General features: G+C 72.3%; 20 protein-coding genes. 13 read left to right on the forward strand and 7 right to left on the reverse strand.

The window, feature by feature from the left end:
- Window positions 1–19: 19 nt before the first annotated feature.
- Entirely contained in the window at window positions 20–1,243 is a 1,224-nt protein-coding gene (locus tag ACJ7VY_RS11745; RefSeq protein ID WP_161613491.1) for a citrate synthase family protein, read from the forward strand.
- Window positions 1,244–1,465: 222 nt separating this feature from the next.
- Entirely contained in the window at window positions 1,466–2,344 is an 879-nt protein-coding gene (bla, locus tag ACJ7VY_RS11750) for a subclass B3 metallo-beta-lactamase (RefSeq protein ID WP_409475668.1), read from the forward strand.
- Window positions 2,345–2,446: 102 nt separating this feature from the next.
- On the opposite strand, the gene ACJ7VY_RS11755 is transcribed toward bla, so the two are convergent.
- From ACJ7VY_RS11755 to pdxH, 3 genes are read right to left on the reverse strand one after another with little or no spacing between them, the layout of a single operon-like run.
- Entirely contained in the window at window positions 2,447–3,244 is a 798-nt protein-coding gene (locus ACJ7VY_RS11755) for a cobalamin-binding protein (protein ID WP_409475669.1), read from the reverse strand.
- Complete coding sequence (locus ACJ7VY_RS11760) at window positions 3,241–3,606, reverse strand: hypothetical protein (RefSeq protein WP_409475670.1); 366 nt, start codon at window positions 3,604–3,606, stop codon at window positions 3,241–3,243. The genes ACJ7VY_RS11755 and ACJ7VY_RS11760 overlap by 4 nt, the downstream gene beginning before the upstream one ends.
- A complete protein-coding gene (pdxH, locus tag ACJ7VY_RS11765) occupies window positions 3,603–4,202 on the reverse strand; it encodes a pyridoxamine 5'-phosphate oxidase (RefSeq protein ID WP_161613494.1) in 600 nt (199 codons plus the stop codon). The genes ACJ7VY_RS11760 and pdxH overlap by 4 nt, the downstream gene beginning before the upstream one ends.
- Window positions 4,203–4,244: 42 nt before the next feature.
- Between pdxH and ACJ7VY_RS11770 the strand changes: the two genes are divergently transcribed.
- Window positions 4,245–5,063, forward strand: coding sequence for a kinase (locus ACJ7VY_RS11770; protein ID WP_161613495.1), 819 nt, complete (start codon window positions 4,245–4,247; stop codon window positions 5,061–5,063).
- A 148-nt stretch (window positions 5,064–5,211) separates the two neighbouring features.
- On the opposite strand, the gene ACJ7VY_RS11775 is transcribed toward ACJ7VY_RS11770, so the two are convergent.
- On the reverse strand, window positions 5,212–5,415 hold the full coding sequence (locus tag ACJ7VY_RS11775; RefSeq protein ID WP_054667057.1) for a dodecin family protein: 204 nt from the start codon (window positions 5,413–5,415) through the stop codon (window positions 5,212–5,214).
- A 98-nt stretch (window positions 5,416–5,513) separates the two neighbouring features.
- Here ACJ7VY_RS11775 and ACJ7VY_RS11780 point away from each other — a divergent pair, with 98 nt between their 5' ends.
- From ACJ7VY_RS11780 to mdtD, 5 genes are all read left to right on the forward strand, one after another.
- On the forward strand, window positions 5,514–6,056 hold the full coding sequence (locus ACJ7VY_RS11780; RefSeq protein WP_104939305.1) for a shikimate kinase: 543 nt from the start codon (window positions 5,514–5,516) through the stop codon (window positions 6,054–6,056).
- A complete protein-coding gene (aroB, locus tag ACJ7VY_RS11785) occupies window positions 6,053–7,162 on the forward strand; it encodes a 3-dehydroquinate synthase (RefSeq protein ID WP_409475671.1) in 1,110 nt (369 codons plus the stop codon). Before ACJ7VY_RS11780 ends, aroB begins: the two co-directional genes overlap by 4 nt.
- 62 nt (window positions 7,163–7,224) lie before the next feature.
- A complete protein-coding gene (locus ACJ7VY_RS11790) occupies window positions 7,225–7,476 on the forward strand; it encodes a WGR domain-containing protein (RefSeq protein ID WP_054667062.1) in 252 nt (83 codons plus the stop codon).
- Between the two features lie 59 nt (window positions 7,477–7,535).
- Complete coding sequence (gene hemE, locus ACJ7VY_RS11795) at window positions 7,536–8,609, forward strand: uroporphyrinogen decarboxylase (RefSeq protein WP_409475672.1); 1,074 nt, start codon at window positions 7,536–7,538, stop codon at window positions 8,607–8,609.
- A 141-nt stretch (window positions 8,610–8,750) separates the two neighbouring features.
- Window positions 8,751–10,172, forward strand: coding sequence for a multidrug transporter subunit MdtD (mdtD, locus tag ACJ7VY_RS11800; RefSeq protein WP_409475673.1), 1,422 nt, complete (start codon window positions 8,751–8,753; stop codon window positions 10,170–10,172).
- Here mdtD and ACJ7VY_RS11805 read toward each other — a convergent pair whose 3' ends face one another.
- Complete coding sequence (locus ACJ7VY_RS11805; protein ID WP_409475674.1) at window positions 10,173–13,751, reverse strand: ATP-binding protein; 3,579 nt, start codon at window positions 13,749–13,751, stop codon at window positions 10,173–10,175. It abuts the gene before it with no gap.
- Between the two features lie 289 nt (window positions 13,752–14,040).
- Between ACJ7VY_RS11805 and ACJ7VY_RS11810 the strand changes: the two genes are divergently transcribed.
- The 3 genes from ACJ7VY_RS11810 to ACJ7VY_RS11820 are packed head-to-tail and all read left to right on the forward strand — an operon-like array spanning window position 14,041 to window position 15,907.
- Complete coding sequence (locus ACJ7VY_RS11810; RefSeq protein ID WP_409475675.1) at window positions 14,041–14,769, forward strand: YceI family protein; 729 nt, start codon at window positions 14,041–14,043, stop codon at window positions 14,767–14,769.
- Window positions 14,766–15,344, forward strand: coding sequence for a cytochrome b (locus ACJ7VY_RS11815; protein ID WP_161613501.1), 579 nt, complete (start codon window positions 14,766–14,768; stop codon window positions 15,342–15,344). Before ACJ7VY_RS11810 ends, ACJ7VY_RS11815 begins: the two co-directional genes overlap by 4 nt.
- On the forward strand, window positions 15,341–15,907 hold the full coding sequence (locus ACJ7VY_RS11820; RefSeq protein WP_240212154.1) for a YceI family protein: 567 nt from the start codon (window positions 15,341–15,343) through the stop codon (window positions 15,905–15,907). Before ACJ7VY_RS11815 ends, ACJ7VY_RS11820 begins: the two co-directional genes overlap by 4 nt.
- Before the next feature lie 24 nt (window positions 15,908–15,931).
- Here the strand turns inward: ACJ7VY_RS11820 and ACJ7VY_RS11825 are convergent, their stop codons facing one another.
- Complete coding sequence (locus ACJ7VY_RS11825; RefSeq protein WP_409475676.1) at window positions 15,932–16,402, reverse strand: hypothetical protein; 471 nt, start codon at window positions 16,400–16,402, stop codon at window positions 15,932–15,934.
- Window positions 16,399–16,623 carry a glutaredoxin family protein gene (locus ACJ7VY_RS11830; RefSeq protein ID WP_409475677.1) on the reverse strand — a complete coding sequence of 75 codons (225 nt, stop codon included), beginning with the start codon at window positions 16,621–16,623 and terminating at the stop codon, window positions 16,399–16,401. The genes ACJ7VY_RS11825 and ACJ7VY_RS11830 overlap by 4 nt, the downstream gene beginning before the upstream one ends.
- 98 nt (window positions 16,624–16,721) lie before the next feature.
- On the opposite strand from ACJ7VY_RS11830, the gene ACJ7VY_RS11835 reads away from it, so the two are divergent.
- Both ACJ7VY_RS11835 and ACJ7VY_RS11840 read left to right on the forward strand, forming a co-directional pair.
- Complete coding sequence (locus ACJ7VY_RS11835; RefSeq protein ID WP_409475678.1) at window positions 16,722–18,104, forward strand: L-serine ammonia-lyase; 1,383 nt, start codon at window positions 16,722–16,724, stop codon at window positions 18,102–18,104.
- Between the two features lie 152 nt (window positions 18,105–18,256).
- Window positions 18,257–21,280 (forward strand): diguanylate cyclase, encoded by a 3,024-nt coding sequence (locus ACJ7VY_RS11840; protein ID WP_409475679.1) that lies wholly within the window; start codon window positions 18,257–18,259, stop codon window positions 21,278–21,280.
- Window positions 21,281–21,318: the final 38 nt, after the last annotated feature.

A 21,318-nucleotide genomic window follows, 5' to 3' on the forward strand; every position in this document is an offset into this window, starting at 1 on the left:
CAATCAACATATCGAGCCCATGACCGAACCCGCCGACCCCGAACTGATCCCCGCCAGCGACGCCTGCGCCCTGCTCGGGATCAGCCCGGCCACGCTGTACGCCTATGTCAGCCGCGGCCAGCTCAGTTCGCGGCCCGGACCGGACCCGCGCAGCCGGGTCTACCTGCGCGCCGAGGTGGAGCGGCTGGCGCAGCGCAAGCGCGCCGGCCGCGGCGCGGCGCGTGGCGCGGCGCAGAGCCTGGACCGCGGCCTGCCGGTGCTGGAAACGCGGATCTCGCTGATCCGCCCGGACGCGCCGTACTACCGCGGCCGCTCGGCGGTGGCGGCGGCGCGCGGCGGCGCCACCCTGGAAGACATCGCGCGGCTGCTGTGGGACTGCGAGGAACAGGATCCGTTCGCCGCGGCGCCACCGCCGGCGTGGCCGCCGCGGGTGGCGGCGCTGGCGCTGGATGCCGCGCTGCCGCCGCTGGAACGGACCATGGCCTGCATCCCGCTGCTGGCGCTGGAACAGCGGCAATCGCTCAACGCCGCCGCGCCGGTGCGGCGCGAGGTGGCGGCGATGCTGCTGCGGCAGAACGCCGCGCTGCTGGTGGGAGTGCAGCCCGACGCGCGCCCGGTGCACCGCCTGCTGGCCGATGCGTGGCAACCCGGCGACGCCGGTTTCGCCGAACTGGTGCGCTCGGCGCTGGTGCTGTGCGCCGACCACGAGCTGAACGTGTCGGCGTTCGCCGCGCGCGTGGTCGCCTCCACCGGCGCGCACCTGCACGCCACCGTCAGCGCCGGCCTGGCCGCGCTGTCCGGGCCGCGCCATGGCGGCGCCACCGCGCGCGCACATGCGCTGCTGCTCGATGCCGAGGCCAGCGGCGCGCCGGCGGCGTTCATCGCCGAACGCTGGCGCCGTGGCGACGAACTGCCCGGCTTCAACCACCTGCTCTATCCCGATGGCGACCCGCGCGGTGGCGAGATGCTGCGCCAGCTGCGTGCGCTGTGCGGCGGGCAGCCGCGCATGCGCCACGTCGAGGCGGTGCTGGCGGCCACCGCCGAACACAGCGGCCAGCACCCGAACATCGACGGCCTGCTGGCGGCGATCTGCTACGTGCACGGCCTGCCCGGCGCGCATGCGCTGGTGATGTTCGCCGCCGCGCGCCTGACCGGCTGGCTGGCGCACGCACTGGAACAGCAGGCACTGGGCACGCTGATCCGCCCGCGCGCACGCTACACCGGGCTGGCGCCCGGGCGCTGACCGCGGCGACGGCACCCAGGCATGCAGGCAGCTCATGCCTGCCGCAGCTTATTCGCGTTGGTCGCGCACGCGCGGCCTGCCTATCCTGCGGCAGCGCTTTCCAACCTGCAGATGACCGTGATGCCCCCAGTCCTGCGGCGGCCCTGCCGCCTTGCCGTACCCGCGCTTGGCCTGGCGCTGCTGGCCGGCTGCCCTGCAACGCCGCAACGCGCGCCGACACATGTGGCGGCCGCCCTCCCCGCCACCCACGCCGCGCCGGCGACGTCCACCGCCCCCGGCGCGCGCGACTGCCCGCCCAGCGACAGCGCCATGGACGGCTGGAACGAACCCGCGCCGCCGCGCCGCATCTTCGGCAACACCTGGTACGTGGGCACCTGCGGGCTCACCGCGCTGCTGGTCACCTCCGACCAGGGCCACGTCCTCATCGACGGCGCCACCGCGCCGGCCGGGCCGTTGATCGAAGCCAACATCCGCGCCCTGGGCTTCGACCCCGGCGACGTCAAGTACCTGCTCAATTCGCATGAACACTACGACCACGCGGCCGGCCTGGCCTACCTGCAGCAGGTGACCGGCGCGCCGCTGCTGGCGCGCGCGCCGGCGGTCAACACGCTGCATACCGGGGTGAGCGACCGCAGCGACCCGCAGCAACTGGAATTCGACACCGGCTTTCCGGCGGTGCCGGTGGTGCGCCCGCTGGCCGACGGCGACAGCGTACGGGTCGGCGCGCTGGCGCTCGTCGCACACGCCACCCCCGGCCACACCCCGGGCGGCACCAGTTGGACCTGGCGCAGCTGCGAAGGCTCGCGCTGCCTGGACCTGGCCTACACCGACAGCGTCAGCGCGCTGTCCGACCACCAGTACCGCTACAGCGACCATCCGGCGATGGTCGCCGCCTTCCGCCGCGGCCTGGACACCCTCGCCGCCCTGCCCTGCGACATCCAGATCACGCCGCACCCACTGGCCAGCGACCTGTTCGCGCGCCTGCGCGGCACGGGCGGCAAACCGCTGGTCGACGCCGGGGCATGCAAGCGCTACGCTCAGAGCGGGCGCGCCAACCTGGAGAACAGGCTGGGCGATGAAGCCAGCGGCCTGAAACCGTGAGGCCGGGCCCGCAGCTTGATGCCGGCAGGAAGACGGGCCGCGACAGGGGATTGCCCCGCCTGGTGCCCCGTCGGTAAAGCCCGTGCGGGGCAAGCCCCGCACCTACGCGTGACGCTGCGCCCAGCGCTGGATGATGGCGGCAATCGCCTGCACGCCGTCGGTCAGCGCCGCCGGCCCGGGCTGCAGGATCAGCGGCGACTTGATCTCGTGCAGCTCGCCGTCGCGCACCGCCTGGATCGCCGCCCAGCCCGGGCGCGCGGCCACCCGCTCGGGGCGGAACTTCTTGCCGCACCACGAGCCGATGATGATCTCCGGGTCGCGCGCGATCACCGGCGCGCCATCGGCGAGGATCCGCGCCCTGGCCAGAGGCTCGCGCGACAGTTCGGGAAACACGTCGATGCCGCCGGCGATCTCCACCAGCTCCGCGCCCCACTGGATGCCGGTGATGATCGGTTCGTCCCACTCTTCGACATAGACCCGCGGCCGCCGCGGCAACCGCGCCGCCTGCGCGGCGATGGCGTCCAGCCCGCGCTGCAGCTCGCCGGCATAGGCATCGGCGCGCACGGCCACGCCGACCAGCGCGCCGAGCCGGCGGATGTAATCGAGGATGCCGGCGACGCTGCGGTGGTTGGCGATCCACACCTCCACCCCGCGGCGGATCAGTTCGGCGGCGATATCGGCCTGGATGTCGGAAAAGCCGATCGCCAGGTCGGGCCGCAGTGCCAGGATCTCCTCCACCTTGGCGCTGGTGAAGGCACTGACCTTGGGCTTGTCGCGGCGCGCCTGCGGCGGGCGCACGGTGAAGCCGCTGATGCCGACGATGCGGTCCTGCTGGCCCAGCGCGTACAGGGTCTCGGTCGGCTCCTCGGTCAGGCAGACGATGCGGCGTGGCCCGGTCATGGCGCGGCGAACTCCAGCGCCTCGACGAACACCGCCGGGCTGGTCCACGGGTGGTGCGCGGCGATGCCGTGGTCGAGTACTCGTTGCAACCGTTCGCGGTCGCCCGGCACGTCGCGCGGCAGGCAGAACTCCAGCCGCACGGTGGGTTCGCTCACCAGTTCGCCGACCTCGCCCACCACGCTGGCGGTACCGGGCAGCACGCGGAACTGTTCCCGCCCCGGTGCCGACTCCCACATGCCGTGGGCATAACCGCCGGCGGCCAGGTCGTCGACCGCGAGGATGCCGCGCTTGAGCGCCTGCAGGTGCGCCGGCGGCACGAACACGGTGATGCGATGGACCGGGTGCAGGCGCAGCCGGCTCACGGGTACAGCAGCCGCTTGCTCCAGGCACCGGCGGCATCGGCCTCGTAGCACCAGCGCTCGTGCAGGCGGAAGGTGGCGCCGTACCAGAACTCGATGCGCTGCGGGACCACGCGGATGCCGCTCCAGCCGTCCGGGCGCGGTACGTCGCGGCCCTCGAAACGCGCCTCGAAGTTGCGCAGGCGCTCGTCGAACTCCTCGCGCGAGCCCAGCGTCTGCGACTGCATCGACGCCCAGGCGCCGATCTGGCTCATGCGCGGGCGCGAAGCGAAGTAGGCATCGGCCTCGGCCGCGGACACCAGCTGCGCGTCGCCGTCGATCCGCACCTGGATGCCGGCCTCGCGCAGGCTGCGCCACAGGAACAGCAGCGCCGCTTGGCGGTTGGCGTGCAGCTCGCGGCCCTTGCGGCTGTCCAGGTGGGTGTAGAACACGAAACCGCGCTCGTCGAAGGCCTTGAGCAGCACGGTGCGCGCCGATGGCCGGCCATCGACGTCGGCCGTGGCCACGGTCATCGCGCTGGGCTCGATTTCATTGCTGGCCTTGGCCTCCTCGAACAACTCGGCGAAGGTCGAAAGCGCTTCTGCGTACAGATCGGTCATGGCTCCACTTCGGACGGCACGGGTTTGGGCTATTGTGGCGCCATGTCGTCCGTTCCGCACCGCTTCTCCGCACGCCGCTTCCCGCAGGCCCTGGCCGCACAGGCGCTGGACGAGGCGCTGGCCAGCGGCCGCGACACGCCGGTGCTGGCGATCAGCGGGGTGCAGGGCAGCGGCAAGTCCACGCTGGCGGCGCAGGTGGTGGAGCTGGCGCAGGCGCGCGGGTTGCGCGCGGCGGCACTGTCCATCGACGACGTCTACCTGACCCGCGCCCAGCGCCAGCGCCTGGCCGGGCGCGTGCATCCGCTGCTGGCCACGCGCGGCCCCCCGGGCACCCACGACCTGCCGCTGGCGCTGGCAACCCTGGACGCGGCCCGCGGCGGCCAGCCGTTCGCGCTGCCGCGCTTCGACAAGCTCGCCGATGAGCGCGTGCCGCAGGCGCAGTGGCAACCGGTCCAGCACCTGGACCTGCTGGTGTTCGAGGGCTGGTTCCTGGGCACCCCGCCGGAAGCCGAGGACGCCCTGCGCACGCCGCTCAACGCGCTCGAGCGCGACGCAGATGCGGACGGCACCTGGCGGCGCTGGTGCAACCAGGCGCTGGCCCGCGACTACCCGGCGCTGTGGCAGCGTTGCGACCGGCTGTGGTTCCTGCAGCCGCCGGGCTTTTCGGTGGTGCCCAACTGGCGCTGGCAGCAGGAACAGGCGCTGCAGCAGGCCGCGCCCGGGCGCACCGGCATGAACCGGGCGCAGGTCGAGCGCTTCGTGCAGTTCTACGAGCGCGTCAGCCGGCAGGCGCTGCGCTGCCTGCCGGACATCGCCGACCGCAGCGTGGCGCTGGATGCGCAGCGCCGGGTGCTGCCGTAGGCGCGGTGCTTGCCCCACGCGCCGTAGGTGCGGTGCTTGCCCCGCACATGTCGTAGGCGCGGCGCTTGTCGTAGGTGCGGCGCTTGTCGTAGGTGCGGCGCTTGCCCCGCACGCGTCATGCATTAACCGTGCGGGGCGAGCCCCGCACCTACTGGACCAGGAACGTCACCCGCAGGTTGACCCGCCATTCGGTGATGTTGCCGTCGCCATCGGTGACCACCTTGGTCTCGTTGATCCACGCGCCCTGGATGCCCTTGACCGTCTCGGCCACCTTCTTCAGGCCGCTGCGCACCGCGTCCTCGACGCTGGCGCTGGACGACGCGCTGACTTCGATGATTTTCGCCACTGCCATGTCCGCCTCCGTTGGTTGCACCACGAACCACTCGTGGCGTCGACGAGCTTGGCTGCTACCGTGTTAACGCACCGACACGGTGCTAGCATCGAACGGCAATGAATCCCGCCCCCAACGTCATCCTGGTCGGCCCCATGGGCGCCGGCAAAACCTGCATCGGCCGCCGCCTGGCCGAGCGTTTCGGGCTGGCGTTCGTCGATGCCGACCAGGCCATCGTCGACGAGGTGGGTTCGTCGATCCCGGCCATCTTCGAGAACGTCGGCGAGGCCGGCTTCCGCGCGCACGAAAAACGCGTGCTGGCCAGGCTGCTGGAACGCGGCGGGCAGCTGGTCTCGACCGGCGGCGGCGCAGTGCTCGATGCCGACAACCGCCAGCGGATCCGCCAGCGCGGTTTCGTGGTGTGGCTGCGCGTGGGCGTGGCCGCGCAGCTGCAGCGGCTGCAGCGCGACAAGACCCGCCCGCTGCTGCAGCGCGAGGACCGCGAACAGGTGCTCGAGGCCATGGCCACGCTGCGCGATCCGCTGTACCGCGAGGTCGCCGACCTGGTCGTCGACACCGACCCCTATTCCCCCGCCGAGGCCACCGCGCACCTGGTCGTGCGCCTGGCCGCGCAGTGGCAGAACCCGGAACTCCCCGCATGAGCCATGCCCCCCGCACCGTCGCCGTCGGCGGCGACTGCCCGTACCTGATCCACATCGGCCCCGGCCTGCTCGGCGCGGGCGACCTGCTGGCCGGCGCCGTCCGCGGCCGCCACGTGCTGCTGGTCAGCGACGCCACCGTGGCGCCGCTGTACCTGGCGCGGGTGCGCGCCGCGCTGTACCAGGCGCGCCCGGACCTGGCGGTCGGCGAGTACCTGATTCCCGCCGGCGAGGCGTCCAAGACCCTGCACCATTTCGGCGGCGCGATCGACGCGCTGGCCATGCTCGGCGCCACCCGCGACGCCTGCGTGCTGGCGCTCGGCGGTGGCGTGGTCGGCGACCTGGCCGGCTTCGCCGCCGCCTGCTGGATGCGCGGCGTGGACTGCGTGCAGCTGCCCACCACCCTGTTGTCGATGGTGGATTCGTCGGTCGGCGGCAAGACCGCGGTGGACATCGCCCAGGGCAAGAACCTGGTGGGCGCGTTCCACCCGCCGCGCGCGGTGATCGCCGACACCGCCGCGCTGCGCACCCTGCCCGTGCGCGAACTGCGCGCCGGGCTGGCCGAGGTGATCAAGTACGGCTGCATCCGCGACCCGCTGTTCTTCCAATGGCTGCAGGCCGAGCGCGACGCGCTGCTGGCCGGCGACGATGCGGCGCTGGCGCAGGCCATCGCCCGCAGCTGCGAGCACAAGGCCGAGATCGTCGCGCGCGACCCGCTGGAAATGGGCGAGCGCGCCCTGCTCAACTTCGGCCACACCTTCGGCCATGCCATCGAGACCGCGCAGGGCTATGGCGCGCCGGGCAGCGACAACCTCAACCACGGCGAGGCGGTGGCGGTGGGCATGGTGCTGGCGGCACGGCTGTCGGCCGCGCTGGGCATGGCCGGCGGCGACGCCGCGGACGCGCTGCGCGACCTGCTGCGGGCCTATGGCCTGCCGGTGGCGATCCCGGCCGGGCTCGACCCCGCGACCCTGCTCGCGCACATGCGCCTGGACAAGAAGAACCTCGCCGGGCGCCTGCGCCTGGTGCTGTGGCGCGGCGTCGGCCGGGCCGAAGTGGTGGCGGACGTGGACGAGGCGGCGGTGCTGGCGGTACTGCGCGCCGGCTGAGGCCACGGCCGGCGCCGGGGCAATGCCACCCGGCCCCGACGCGGCCGGCTACAATCATCGCCATGCGCGTCTACCTGCAGCAGCCGCCCAGCGGCAACGAATCCCCCCGCTATGTGCAGCTTTCGCTGCTGCCGGACCTGCTCGGCGGCTGGGAGCTGCTGCGCGAGACCGGCCAGACCGGCGGCCGCGCGCAGCTGCGCCGCGAGCTGTTCCTGCAGCAGGACGAGGCCCGCCACGCCTTCGAGAAGGCACGCGACGCGCAGATCAAGCGCGGTTTCCAGGTGGTGTTCGCCAGCGGCGAGCCGCACCCCTGACCGGCCCCGGCGCCGTGCGCGCCGCCCCGGCCCAACGGCCACGTTCCAAGGAGTTTTCCGTGACCAGCCCCCTTCGCAACGACCGCTTCCTGCGCGCCCTGCGCCGCGAGCCGGTGGACTGCACGCCCGTCTGGCTGATGCGCCAGGCCGGCCGCTACCTGCCGGAATACCGCGCCACCCGTGCCCGCGCCGGCAGCTTCCTGGGGATGGCCAAGAACCCGGAGGTCGCCTGCGAGGTCACGCTGCAGCCGCTGCAGCGGTTCGACCTGGACGCGGCCATCCTGTTCTCGGACATCCTCACCGTGCCCGATGCGATGGGCCTGGGCCTGTATTTCGCCGAGGGCGAGGGCCCGAAGTTCCACCACCCGGTGCGCGACGCGGCGGCCATCGCCCGGCTGGCGGTGCCGGACATGGAGACCGAGCTGGGCTACGTGATGGACGCGGTGCGGCTGATCCGCCGCGAGCTGGACGGCAAGGTGCCGCTGATCGGCTTCTCCGGCAGTCCGTGGACGCTGGCCTGCTACATGGTCGAGGGCGGCGGCAGCAAGGATTACGCGCGGATCAAGGCGATGGCGTTGAACGCGCCGGCGGCGCTGCACCAGTTGCTGCGGGTGGTGACCGACGCGGTCGTCGCCTACCTGGCGGCGCAGCGCGCGGCCGGGGCGCAGGCGCTGCAGGTGTTTGACACCTGGGGCGGGGTGCTGTCGCCGGCGATGTACCGCGAGTTCTCGCTGCCCTACCTGGCGCGCATCGCCCGTGAGCTGGAACGCGGCCAGGGCGCGCAGCGTACGCCGTTGATCCTGTTCGGCAAGGGCACCGGCCAGTATGTGGCCGAGCTGGCCGCCACCGGCGCCGAAGGCGTGGGCGTGGACTGGACCATTTCGCTGGAGGACGCCGCGCGCGCCACCGCCGGCAAGGTGGCGCTGCAGGGCAACCTGGACCCGACCACGCTGTACGGCTCGCCGGAGGCCATCGCCCGCGAGGCCGGCAAGGTGCTGGACAGCTATGCCGCCGGCAACGGCGGCTCGCGCGAGGGCCATGTGTTCAACCTCGGCCACGGCATGTCGCCGGACATGAATCCCGAGCACGTGGCGGTGCTGGTGGACGCGGTGCACCGCCTCAGCCGCCGCTGAGTACTTCGCCCCGGGCGCGGCCAGGCCGGCCCGGGCACGCCCGCTCAGCGCGCGGCGCCGGCCCACGGCGGCGCGCGTGCGCGATGCCTGCACGCGCGAACCGGGACAATGCCGGCACCGCCCTGGCAACGAGTGCGCCTGATGTCCCTGCCCCCTTCCAGCCCACTGCCCGCCGCCGATCCGCACAAGCCGCTGTTGTGGCTGGTGTCGCTGGCGATCTTCATGCAGATGCTGGATTCGACCATCGTCAATACGGCGCTGCCGGCGATGGCGCGCAGCCTGGGCGAGAGCCCGCTGCAGATGCAGTCGGTGGTGTTCAGCTACGCGCTGGCGGTGGCCAGCTTCATCCCGGCCTCGGGCTGGATCGCCGACCGCGTCGGCACCCGCCGCACCTTCGTGGCGGCGATCGTGCTGTTCACCCTGGGCTCGCTGGCCTGCGCGCTGTCGCCGACACTGCACTGGCTGGTCGCCGCACGCGTACTGCAGGGCATCGGCGGCGCGCTGCTGCTGCCGGTGGGGCGGCTGGCGGTGATGCGCTCGGTGCCGCGCGAGCAGTTCCTGTCCGCGATGAGTTTCATCGCGATCCCGGCGCTGGTCGGCCCGTTGCTGGGGCCAACCCTGGGCGGCTGGCTGGTGCAGGCCGCGTCCTGGCACTGGATCTTCCTGATCAACCTGCCGATCGGCGTGGCCGGGCTGTTCGCCGCGCTGCGGATCATGCCCGACCATTACGGCCAGGAACGGCATCACTTCGACCTGGCCGGCTACCTGATGCTGGCGTTCGGCATGATCGCGCTGTCGCTGGCACTGGATGGCGCCTCCGGCTTCGGCTCGGCGCATGCGCTGGTGCTGCTGCTGGCGGTGATCGGCATCGCCGCGCTGGCCGGCTACTGGCTGCACGCGGCCGGGCGCAGCGACGCGCTGTTCCCGCTGACGTTGTTCCGGGTCACCAGCTTCCGCATCGGCATCCTCGGCAACCTGTTCTCGCGCATCGGCAGCGGCGCCATGCCGCTGCTGATCCCGCTGCTGCTGCAGGTGGGCCTGGGCATGAGCCCGATGGCGGCGGGCATGATGATGATCCCGGTAGCGCTGGCCGGCATGGCCGCCAAACGCCTGGCGGTGACCCTGGTGGAGCGTTTCGGCTATCGCCGCATCCTGATGATCAACACCGTCTGCGTGGGCCTGGCGATGGCCAGTTTCATGTTCGTCAGCGGCCGCCAGCCGCTGCCGCTGCAACTGCTGCAGCTGGCCCTGTTCGGCGCCTTCAACTCGATGCAGTTCACGGTAATGAACACGGTGACCCTGCGCGACCTGGACGCCGGCCAGGCCAGCAGCGGCAACAGCCTGCTGTCGATGGTGATGATGCTGGCCACCGGCTTCGGCGCGGCCACCGCCGGCAGCCTGCTGTCCACCTTCGGCGCCCACCTCACCGGGCATGGCGCCAGCGCCGCGCTGCACGCCACGTTCGTGTGCGTCGGCGTGATCACGCTCAGCTCGACCCTGGTGTTCTGGCAACTGCCGGAAAACCGGCCGCACCCGCGCGCGGTCGAGGAAGTGGTCGAGTAGTCAGTCCGGCGGCGCCGCCGCCGGCGCGTCCTGCGCCGGTGCCGCGTCGCGCGGGCGCCACGCCGCGGCGATGGCGGCCACCAGCATCTCGCCGGTCACCGGCTTGCGCAGGAACCCGTCGAAGCCGGCCGCGCGCGCTTGCTGCTCGGCGCCACCATCGGCACGCGCGGTCACCGCCACCAGCGGGAAGCGGTGGCCCTGGCCGCGCAGCTGCGCCGCCAATGCGAGGCCGTCGAGCGCCGGCAGGTCCAGGTCGAGCAGGCCGATGTCGAACGGCCACGCCGCCACTTCGGCCAGCGCCGCCAGCCCGTGCAGCGCATGCACCACCTGGTGGCCGCGCGCGCGCAGCAACCCGGCGATGACATCGGCCACGGTGGGGTCGTCCTCGACCAGCAGGATGCACAGGCTGCCTTCCGGGCCCTGCCCCGGCGCGCGCGCCGCCGCGGCATCGCCGCCGGCCAGCGGCGTCCACGCCAGTGGCAGTTCGACGATGAAGCGCGCGCCGGCCCCCAGCCGGCTGTCGATGCGGATGCTGCCGCCCATGGCCGCGGCCAGTTCCTGGCAGATCGCCAGGCCCAGCCCGCTGCCGCCGTAGCGCGAGGCGGTCTGCGGTCCTTCGGCCTGTTCGAAGCGGCGGAACAGCCGCGCCTGCTGCTCGGCGGTGATGCCGGGGCCGGTATCGCTGACCACCAGGCGGATGCCGGCGCCGGCGGGCAGCAGTTCCACGCCCAGCCCGACCTGGCCGTGCCCGGTGAACTTGGCGGCGTTGCCGAGCAGGTTCATCAGGATCTGGCGCAGGCGCATCGGATCGCCGGTCACGCGCACCGGCATCGGCAGCCGCGGCTCCTGCACGAACTCCAGCCCACGCTTGCGCACCACCGGCGCGATCAGCGCGGCGACCTCGTCCAGCAGCGGCGCCAGCTCGAACGGGCGGCTGTCCAGCTCCAGCCGGCCGGCCTCGATGCGCGCCAGGTCGAGCGAATCGTTCACCAGCTGCAGCAGATGGACGCCGGCCTGCTGGATCGAACCGGCATAGCGGCGCTGGGTATCGTCCAGCGGGGTGTCCAGCAACAGCTCGGTCATGCCCAGCACGCCGGTCATCGGCGTGCGCACTTCGTGCCCGAAGGTGGCCAGGAAGCGGGTCTTGGCCGAGGAGGCCTGCTCGGCCAGTTCGCGCCGCTGTTCGGCCAGCTGCCATTCACTGCGCCGCTGCAGGCGCGCGCGGTAGGCCAGCACCGCGATCCCCAGCGCCAGCGCCGCGGCCAGCGCATAGACGGCCATCGCCCAGCCGCTGCGCCACCACGGCGGGGCGACCTCGATCCGCACGTCGGGCGCGGCGATCCAGCCGCCGCCGGGCACCGCGCCCTGGATCTGCAGGGTGTAGCTGCCCGGCGCCAGGCGCGGGAACACGCGCTCGCCGCTGGCGCCGGCATTGACCCAGTCCGGGTCGTAGCCGCTCAGGCGGAAGCGGTACTGGTTGTTGGTGGAGTCGGCGAACGCCAACAGGCGTGCGACCACGTGCAGGTCGCGGTCGCCGTCCTTGATCCGCAGCAGCGGCTGCTCGGACAGGTCGTACAGCTGGTCGCCGCGATGCACGCTGATCCGCTCGATCACCAGCGGCGGCCGCCGCGCCGGCGGGCCGACCTGCGCCGGATCGAACAGCACCACGCCGTCGGGGGTGCCGCCGGCCACCTGGCCGCTGCGCGCCTGCACCAGCCCGCGGCGCCGGAACTCCTGCCCGGGCAGCCCGTCGTGCACGCCGTACAGGCGCACCGAGCGCCGTTGCGGATCCACCCGGATCAGGCCACGCGCACTGCTCGCCCAGGCAATGCCGCGGCCGTCGATGACCAGCCCGCCGGCGGCCAGCATCGGGAACCCCTGCTCGACGCCGATGCCGTCCTCCCAGCGCAGTTGCCCGCCGTCCCAGCGGTAACGCTCCAGCCGCCCGAGCAGCGCCACCCACACCGTGCCGTCGGCACCGACGTCGAAGGCATGCGCCGGCACCTGCGGCCCACCCGCCACCGGCGCGAAGGCGCCGGCCTGCGGCTGCCAGGCCGACAGGCCGGTGGCGCCGGACAGCCACAGGCGCTCGCCGGGGCCGCATTGCATGTCCTGCAGCGCCCCCGGGGGCAGGCCGTGCTGGCCCGGCGCCAGGTGCAGGGTGACGTGGCCCTCGGCATCGCGCCGCTGGATGCCGCCGTCCTCGGAATAGATCCACACGTGGCCATCGCACAGGCGCACGATGTCGCCGTCGCCGACCATCGCCGCGTCCACCGCATCGTCATGCCGCCAGCGGCGTACCGCGCCGTCACGCGGGTCGTAGCGCACCAGCGTGTCCAGGCTGCCGATCCAGACCCGCCCCTGCGGATCCTCGGCCACCGACTGCGGCCAGTGGATGCCGTCGACCGGCTGCAGGTGGTGCTCGACCGCGCCGCTGGCCGGATCCAGCCGGTCCAGCGCACCGCGGGTGCCCACCACCCAGATGCCGCCGGAGGCCGAGGCGGCCATCGCCAGCGCATACGGATTGCGCAGCGAGGACGGATCGTCCAGGTGCCGCGCCAGCACCGAGAACTGGCGCCAGTTCGGCGACAGGTGCCACAGGCCGGAATTGGTGCTGGCGAACCACAGGCCGCCGTCGCGGTCCTCGTAGGCGGTGCTCCAGTTGGGCTTGACCATGCCGCGTTCCTGGGCGCTGTACAGCGGCACGTTGCTCACCGCCTCGCCGGCCCTGCTGCGGCCCAGGCCCTGCAGCGTGTCCAGCCAGTAATTGCCGTCGCTGTCGTACTGCAGCACGTTGAGCACGTGGCCGTAGTCCGAACCGGGCCACTGCATGCGCTCGAAACGCCCGTCGCGGTGGCGCACCACCACCCCGCCGTTGGTGGCGATCCACAGCCGCTGGCCGCCATCGACCTTGAGGCCGTTGATCCGCGGCGAGGGCAGTACCGACTCGCCTTCGCGCTGGAAGCCACTGCCGGTCCAGCGCGCCAGCCCGCCCTTGCTGCCCACCCACAGCACGCCGTCCGCGGTGACCGCCAGGTAGGCGATGGACGCCGACGGCAGGCTGTCGGACTGCCCGGGGACGGGCATGAAACGCTGGATGGTGCCGTCCACCGCAAGCCGGTGGAGGCCGGCGCTCGGGGTGCCGAACCAGACGCTGCCATCGGGTGTGGAGGCGATGCTCCACACGCTGTTGCTGCCGATCTGCGGATAGGTCTCGCGATCGAAGAAGCGGAAGCTGCGGCGATCGGCCGACAGCATCCCCAGGCCCGCGTTCTGGGTGCCGAACCAGAGCCGGTTGCCGGCGTCCACGTGCAGGCTCCAGATCAGGTTGTCGCGCAGGCCGTCCTCGGCGCGCCAGATGCGGAAGTTGCGGCCATCGAAGCGCGCCAGTCCGTCGTGGCTGGCCAGCCACATGTATCCGCGGCGGTCCTCGGCGAACGCATTGATGTTGGCCGACGGCAGCCCATCGGCCACCCGGAGCCGGCGCGGCTGCGGGGTGACCGGCACCTCGGCCGTGGCCGGCGCCACCACCCCGGCGCACAGCAGCAGGCACAACAGCCCACCCCACCACTCCCTCATCGCACGGCCCCCGTGTGCGCGGCGGGGCCGCCGCAAATGGCCGCTGCGGCCGCGCACGCCGGTGCCGGTCCGCTGGTGTCGATGCTGCCCCTGGTTGCCATCCGCCGCCCGTTCGCGCTTCCTGTCAGCGGGGAAAATAGCATCCGCGCGGCACGACGGCCGGCACGTGCCGGCAGCCCCGGCCACGACCGCCCCCGGCACCACACCCGGCACCCTCCCCGGCCCGCGGCGGAGCGGCGCGGCCCGGCGGCGCCGCGCAACAATCCATTGCGCCGCCAGGCAACAAACCATGACGGGCATATGCCTAGAATCCACCACCCCCCGCCGGAGCCGCCCCTTGTCACCTCGCCTCGCCCTGCTGCTGGCCTGCCTGCTGCCACTGTCGGCGCCGGCCGCCGACCGTTACCGGCTGGACCCGGTGCACACGCGGGTGCTGTTCGCGGTCGAACATGCCGGATTCTCGCAGGCGCTGGGCACCGTGTCCGGCAGCGAGGGCGTGCTCGACTTCGACCCGGACGACTGGTCCGGTGCCCACCTCGACGTGGTGGTTCCGGTCGCGCGGCTGGACCTGGGCAACGACAAGTGGAACCAGGCCACGCTGGCGCGCAACCTGCTGGACGGCGAGCGCCACCCGCAGGCGCGGTTCGTCTCCACCCGCATCGAACCGGTGGATGCACGCAGCGCGCGCGTACATGGCCTGCTGACCCTGCGCGGCGTGACCCGCGAGGTGGTGCTCGACGTCCGCCTCAACGCACTCAAGCGGCACCCGCTGCCGCCGTTCCGCCGCACCGCCGGCTTTTCCGCCACCGCCACCCTGCAGCGTTCGGACTTCGGCATCGACGCCTGGCCGACGGTGATCGGCAACCGCGTTGAACTGCGCATCGAGGCCGAGGCGGTGCGCGACGACAACGCCACGGCGCCCGCGGCCGGCGAAGCCGCGCCGGCGGACACCGACGACGCACAGGCCGCGGCCGACGCCGCCACCCGATCCTCCCCGCAACCGGAATCGCGCCCATGACCCTGAAGAACACGCCTGACCGCTGGGGCAGCGTCAGCAAGAGCCTGCACTGGCTGATCGCCCTGTTGATCCTCGCCCTGGGCATCGTCGGCCTGCTCATGGGCGAACTGCCGAAGACGCCGAAGTATTTCTGGGTCTACACCGCGCACAAGTCGATCGGCATCACCGTGCTGGTGCTGGTGGTGTTGCGGCTGCTGTGGCGCCTGTACGCCGGCGCCCCGCGGCCGGTGCCGGGCACCCCGGGCTGGCAGGAGCGCATTGCCGGCGCCACCCACTGGCTGCTGTACGTGATGATGTTCGCCATCCCACTGTCGGGCTGGCTGTACGACTCGGCCAGCGGCCTGCGCCCGTTCAAGCTGTTCGGGCTGCTGGAAATGCCCAAGCTGGTGGCCCCCGACGAACGCGCCGCGCAGCTTTCGCACGCGTTGCACGAATGGGGCTTCTGGGCGCTGATCCTGGTGGTGCTGGCGCATGCCGGCGCCGCCCTCTACCACCACCTCCAGCAGCGCGACGCCACGCTGGTGCGCATGCTGCCGCAGGGCTGGCTCGACACCCCACAGAAGGAATCCGCATGAACATCAAGCTCACCACCCCGGCCGCCGTGGCGGCTGCCCTGGCCGGCATGCTGGCCACCGCCCCGGCGATGGCCGCGGACTACGAACAGGCGCCCGGCTCGATCCTGGTGTTCGCCACCAAATACGACGGCGAGGTATTCACCGGCACCTTCCCCGGCTTCCAGACCCAGCTCAGCTTCGACCCGGCCAACCCCGCCGCCGGCAAGCTCGACGTCACCATCCCGCTGGCCGGCGCGCGCAGCGGCAACAGCGACCGCGACTCGACGCTGCAGGGCAAGGACTTCTTCAACGTGGCCCAGTTCGCGCAGGCGCGCTACACCGCAAGCGGCTTCCGCGCCGTGGGCGGCAACCAGTTCGCCGCCGACGGCACGCTGCAGCTGCGCGGGGTCAGCAAGCCGGTCACCCTGACCTTCACCTGGACGCCCGGCGCGCAGCCGGTGCTGACCGGCAAGGCCACGGTCAAGCGCCTGGACTTCGGCGTCGGCGGTGGCGACTGGGCCGACACCAAGACCATCCCGGACGAAACCGCGATCAGCACCAAGGTCGTGCTGCGCGCGAAGTAAGCCCGCGCACGCCCGGCACCGGACTCAGCCGGCGGCGACGCCGGCGATATCGAAACAGCCACGCCGGCCGGCGGCGTCGGTGAGGCAGGCGCGGTGCCGCTGCGCCTGCCCGCCCTGGCCGGGGCGCACCACCAGGCCGAACACGCCGCCGTCGCGGGTCAGCAGCACCGCCTCCCACACCGTGTCCGCGCCCCCGACCTGCAATGGCTGCCGCTCGCCCGGCGCCGGTGCCTGCAGCGGTGTGGCCGCGGCGTCGCGCAGCATGCGCCGCAGGTTGCGCATGTCCAGCGCGGCCGGCGCGCTGGTGACCGCCTTCAACAGCACCAGCCGCTCGATGGCGTCCACCGGCAGCACCTGCGCCAGCGTGCGCCCCTGCCACGCAAAACCTTCCCGGTCCGCCGGCAGCGCCTTGGCCAGGTCCACGTCGGCCGCACCGGCAGTGGCCGCCGCCATGCCCAGCACGGCAAGCAGTGGCGACCACGCGCGGGCGTTCATCGCAGCCACCGGCGCACGCCCTGCGCATCGAAGGGCCATTCCAGCTCGGCACCGCCCGCGGCATCGCGCAGCACCGGCACGCGCGTGCCGTAGCGCAGTTCCAGCGCGTCGTCACCGTCGATGAACACGCTGTCGAACGCCGGCGTGCGCGCCTGCGCCAGCACCTCCAGCGCCTGGTCGCACAGGTGGCAATCGTCGCGCTGATACAGGATCAAGCCCATTTCCTACACCCCATCCAGGTCAGATGCTGCGCTGCGGGCGGGGCCGTCAGCGGCGAACCCGTAGAATAGCGATTCCTCCAGGCAGCACGCACAACGCAATGTCCGTCAGCACGTTCGACCTGTTCAAGATCGGCATCGGCCCGAGTTCCTCGCACACCGTGGGCCCGATGCGCGCGGCCGAACGCTTCGTCCACCGCTGGCTGCTCGACCCGGGCCGGCTGGCCGACGTCGCCCGCATCCGCGCCGAGGTGTTCGGCTCGCTGGCGCTGACCGGGCGCGGCCACGGCACCGACACCGCGGTGCTGCTCGGGCTGGAAGGCCACCGGCCCAACCTGATCGACCCGGACATCATCCCGGCCACGCTGGCGCGCATCCGCTCGTCCAGGCGCATCAACCTGATGGGCCAGCACGAGATCGCCTTCGACGAGAAGCGCGACCTGGCCCTGAACAAGCGCCAGAAGCTGCCGTACCACACCAACGGCATGCGCTTCACCGCATTCGACGCCAACGACGCGGTCATCGCCACCCGCGACTACTACTCCGTCGGCGGCGGCTTCGTGGTCAATGCCGACGACGCCGCCGACGACCGCATCGTGCCCGACCAGACGCCGCTGCCGTATCCTTTCAGGAGCGGCGACGAGCTGTTGGCCCAGGCCGCGCGCAGCGGCCTGAGCATCGCCGCGCTGATGTTCGAGAACGAGAAGTGCTGGCGCAGCGAGGACGAGATCCGCGCCGGCCTGCGCGAAATCTGGGACGCCATGCAGGCCTGCGTGGCGCGTGGCATCCGCTCCGAGGGCACGCTGCCGGGCGGCCTGCACGTGGGCCGCCGCGCCCCGGCGCTGTACCGCGAACTGTCCGCGCGGCCGGAGGCGGCCATGCGCGACCCGCTGACCACCCTGGACTGGGTCAACCTGTACGCGCTGGCGGTCAACGAGGAGAACGCCGCCGGCGGCCGCGTGGTCACCGCGCCCACCAACGGCGCGGCCGGGATCATCCCGGGGGTGCTGCACTACTACGACCGCTTCTGCCCGGGCAGCAACGAGCAGGGGGTGTTCGACTTCCTGCTGACCGCCGCGGCGATCGGCATCCTGTACAAGGAGAACGCTTCGATCTCCGGCGCCGAGGTCGGCTGCCAGGGCGAAGTCGGGGTGGCCTGTTCGATGGCCGCCGGCGGGCTGATGGCCGCCCTCGGCGGCAAGCCGGGGCAGATCGAGAATGCCGCCGAGATCGGCATGGAACACAACCTGGGCCTGACCTGCGACCCGATCGGCGGGCTGGTGCAGATCCCCTGCATCGAGCGCAACGCCATGGGCGCGGTCAAGGCGATCAACGCCGCGCGCATGGCCATGCGCGGCGACGGCAAGCACAAGGTCAGCCTGGACAAGGTCATCAAGACCATGCGCGACACCGGCCGCGACATGCAGGACAAATACAAGGAAACCAGCCGCGGCGGACTGGCGGTCAACGTCATCGAATGCTGAATGCGGCGGCGGGCATTCAAGTGGATGCGCGCCGGGCCGCTATGGTTTTCAATGTAGGCTGACGTCAGTACCGGGATTCAGGGGGAATCTCGATCGACCATCCATTCATCATCCGCCATCCGCGCCGGTCGCTGGCAACCGGCACCGGACTGTTGGCATGCCTGTGGCTGCTGCTCCTGCTGGCGGTTTCCCTGCCCGCTGCCGCCCTGGACACGGGAAAACCGTTCCGCGATTACGTCACCGACACCTGGGGGGTGGACCAGGGGCTGCCGCAGATCAGCGTGCTGGCCATCACCCAGGACCCGGCCGGCTACCTGTGGTTCGGCACCCAGACCGGGCTGGCGCGGTTCGATGGCGTGCGCTTCGTGCGCTACACCCAGCGCGACGCGCCGGAGCTGGGCAACAACATCCTGGCACTGCTGGCCGAGGCCGACGACCGCCTGTGGATCGGCACCACCCAGGGGCTGCTGCTGCTCGAGGACCAGCGCTTCCACGCCATCGCGCCCACCGTCGCCGACCATCCGGCGCCGGTCAGTGCGCTGCTCAAGGTTGACGGCCGCCTCCTGGCCGGTTGCGCGGAAGGCATCTGCACCCCGCGCGAAGGCAGGTTGCGGCGCGTGCAGGCACTGCCCGATCCGGCGCTGAGCCTGCTGGCGGACGAAGACGCGATCTGGGCGGGCGGCCAGGGCCGGGTGTTCCAGGTCTCCGGCGGCAGCGTGCGCACGCTGCCGCTGCCGCCGGCGGCCGGCAACGCCGGAGTGACCACGCTGGCGCGTGCCGGCGGCGAACTGTGGGCCGGCACCCGCAACGGCCTCTTCCGCCTGCGCAACGGCAGCTGGCAGGCGGCGGACCCGCGTCCGCATGAAGTCCTGACCGTGGAAGCGATGCATGCCGACCGCGACGGCAACCTGTGGGTGGCCACGCCGCAGTACCTGGAACGGCTGCGTGCCGGCCAGCCGCCCGAGCGCATCCACAACACCCCCGGCGCCATCGCCGTGCGCGCGATCTACGAGGATCGCGACGGCAACCTGTGGCTGGGCAGCATGGTCGAGGGCGCGACCCGGGTCTGGAACGGATGGACCCGGCGCCTGAGCCAGGCCGACGGGCTGCAGGACCCGCTGCTGTGGTCGGTGGCCGCGGCGCCGGACGGCAGCATCTGGGTCGGCAGCAGCAACGGGGTGGCGGTGTGGCAGAACGGGCGCTTCTCCAGCCGCGTCGCCGGCAGCCAGTTGCCGCACCCGGAGGCATACAGCCTGTTGCCCGAGCGCGACCAGACCTGGATCGGCACCCGCGCCGGCGTGGCGGTGCTGCGCGGCGGCCGGCTCGAACAACCGCCCGCGCTGGCCCCACTGCGCGATGCGCAGATCAACGGCATCGTCCGCGACCATGCCGGCCGGCTCTGGTTCGCCACCACCCGGGGGCTGTTCCTGCTGCAGGACGGGAAGCGGCTGACCCGCTATGGCGAGCCTGAAGGACTGGCCGATCCCCGCATCCGGCTGGTCTACGAGACCCGCGACGGCCGCATCCTGCTGGGCACCTACAAGGGCCTGTACGAATGGCGCGACGGCCGTATCCTGGCGACCGGCCGGCTCGGCGGGCTGTCCGACGACACCCCGGTCACCGCCTTCGTCGAACTCCGCGACGGGCGCTGGGTGCTGGGTACCAGCAATGGCGAGAGCCTGCGCGTCCATGACGGCCAGCGCTGGCACTGGCTGGACCGCGAACGCGAGCTGCCGGCCAATGTCGCCTTCCACCTGGCGCAGAACGGCGGCGACCTGTGGGTCGCCGGCATGCGCGGCGTCTACCGCCTGCCCCTGGCGGTGCTGGACAAGGCGCTGGCCAATCCCCGGCAGGCACTGGCGGCGCAGATCGTCATCAACTCCGGCACCGACCGTACCGGCGGGCAGCAGGACAAATGCTGCAACGGCGCCGGCAACAGCCGCGGGGTGCTGCGCGATGGCCAGTTGTGGCTGCCCACCCGCGACGGCGCGCTGCTGGTGGATGTGGACACCGACACCGACAGCGCGCCGCGCAATATCCGCATCGACCACGTGCAGGTCCAGGGCCGGCGCCTGGCCACCGGCCAGGGCACGCTCAAGCTGCCGCTCGATGCCCGCGACCTGCGCTTCGAGTTCAGCCTGCCCGACTTCCAGCCGATGCACGCCCCGCAGCTGCGCTACCGGCTGGCCGGCTACGAGAAGGAATGGCACGAGCTGGAAAGTCCGACCACGCGCAGCGCCAGCTACGCCAGCCTGCCCCCCGGCTACTACACCTTCGAGGTCGCCGACTTCAGCCAGGCCGAACCGCTGCGGCACGCCGCGCATGTCGCCGTGGAGATCCCACGGCGCCTGTACGAAACCCTCGCCTTTCGCCTGCTGGCGATGCTCGGGCTGGCGGGGCTGATCTGGCTCGGCTACCTGGGGCTGCAGCATCGCTATGCGCGCCAGCGCGCGCAGCTGGAGCGCCTGGTGCAGGAACGTACCCGCGACCTGCAGGCAGCCAACGCGCAACTGAAGGCGATCAGCTTCACCGACCCGCTCACCGGCCTGCACAACCGGCGCTACCTGTCCCAGCAGATACCCACCGACCTGTCGTTCTACGAGCGTGACGAGGGCTATGCCAACGGCAGCGAGGCGGTGGTGTTCGCGCTGCTCGACGTCGACCATTTCAAGTCGATCAACGATACCCATGGCCACGCCGCCGGCGATCGCGTGCTGGAGCAGATGGGCCAGCTGCTCGGCGAACTCAAGCGCAGCGGCGACTACGTGGCGCGCTGGGGCGGCGAGGAATTCCTGCTGGTGTTCCGCCCGCTGCCGCGTGGCAGCCTGGGGCGGCTGGGCCAGCGCCTGTGCACGCGCATCGCCGCACACAGCTTCGAGCTGGGCAACGGCCAGCAGCACCGCCTCACCGCCTCGGTCGGCCTGATCGAGTGCCCGCTGTTCCCGAGCCACCCGCGGCTGCTCGGCTGGGAGCAACTGGTCACCCTCGCCGACCGCGCGCTGTACCGGGCCAAGATGGCCGGGCGCAACGGCTGGATCGCCTACCAGCCGGTGCCGGGCGCGCAGCCACCCGACGACCTGTCGGCCCTGGCCGGCGATCCCTGGTGGCTGGTGGAGAACGGCCTGCTGGAGATGTTCGGCAGCGACGGCAGGATCGACATCGCTCGCGGTGCGTGACCCGCGCCGCGGGCCCGGACGCACGCCGCGACCGGCCC

It is taken from the genome of Stenotrophomonas sp. Y-13 (genome assembly GCF_046267925.1).
Taxonomy (GTDB): domain Bacteria; phylum Pseudomonadota; class Gammaproteobacteria; order Xanthomonadales; family Xanthomonadaceae; genus Stenotrophomonas; species Stenotrophomonas acidaminiphila_A.

Coding starts and splice junctions, on each gene's coding strand:
- ACJ7VY_RS11780 (WP_104939305.1), top strand. CDS start 5,514: ATGAATCCCGCCCCCAACGTCATCCTGGTCGGCCCCATGGGCGCCGGC.
- ACJ7VY_RS11745 (WP_161613491.1), top strand. CDS start 20: ATGACCGAACCCGCCGACCCCGAACTGATCCCCGCCAGCGACGCCTGC.
- pdxH (WP_161613494.1), bottom strand. CDS start 4,202: ATGACCGATCTGTACGCAGAAGCGCTTTCGACCTTCGCCGAGTTGTTC.
- ACJ7VY_RS11810 (WP_409475675.1), top strand. CDS start 14,041: ATGACGGGCATATGCCTAGAATCCACCACCCCCCGCCGGAGCCGCCCC.
- ACJ7VY_RS11830 (WP_409475677.1), bottom strand. CDS start 16,623: ATGGGCTTGATCCTGTATCAGCGCGACGATTGCCACCTGTGCGACCAG.
- ACJ7VY_RS11770 (WP_161613495.1), top strand. CDS start 4,245: ATGTCGTCCGTTCCGCACCGCTTCTCCGCACGCCGCTTCCCGCAGGCC.
- mdtD (WP_409475673.1), top strand. CDS start 8,751: ATGTCCCTGCCCCCTTCCAGCCCACTGCCCGCCGCCGATCCGCACAAG.
- ACJ7VY_RS11820 (WP_240212154.1), top strand. CDS start 15,341: ATGAACATCAAGCTCACCACCCCGGCCGCCGTGGCGGCTGCCCTGGCC.
- ACJ7VY_RS11815 (WP_161613501.1), top strand. CDS start 14,766: ATGACCCTGAAGAACACGCCTGACCGCTGGGGCAGCGTCAGCAAGAGC.
- ACJ7VY_RS11835 (WP_409475678.1), top strand. CDS start 16,722: ATGTCCGTCAGCACGTTCGACCTGTTCAAGATCGGCATCGGCCCGAGT.
- ACJ7VY_RS11775 (WP_054667057.1), bottom strand. CDS start 5,415: ATGGCAGTGGCGAAAATCATCGAAGTCAGCGCGTCGTCCAGCGCCAGC.
- ACJ7VY_RS11825 (WP_409475676.1), bottom strand. CDS start 16,402: ATGAACGCCCGCGCGTGGTCGCCACTGCTTGCCGTGCTGGGCATGGCG.
- ACJ7VY_RS11755 (WP_409475669.1), bottom strand. CDS start 3,244: ATGACCGGGCCACGCCGCATCGTCTGCCTGACCGAGGAGCCGACCGAG.
- ACJ7VY_RS11790 (WP_054667062.1), top strand. CDS start 7,225: ATGCGCGTCTACCTGCAGCAGCCGCCCAGCGGCAACGAATCCCCCCGC.
- aroB (WP_409475671.1), top strand. CDS start 6,053: ATGAGCCATGCCCCCCGCACCGTCGCCGTCGGCGGCGACTGCCCGTAC.
- ACJ7VY_RS11805 (WP_409475674.1), bottom strand. CDS start 13,751: ATGAGGGAGTGGTGGGGTGGGCTGTTGTGCCTGCTGCTGTGCGCCGGG.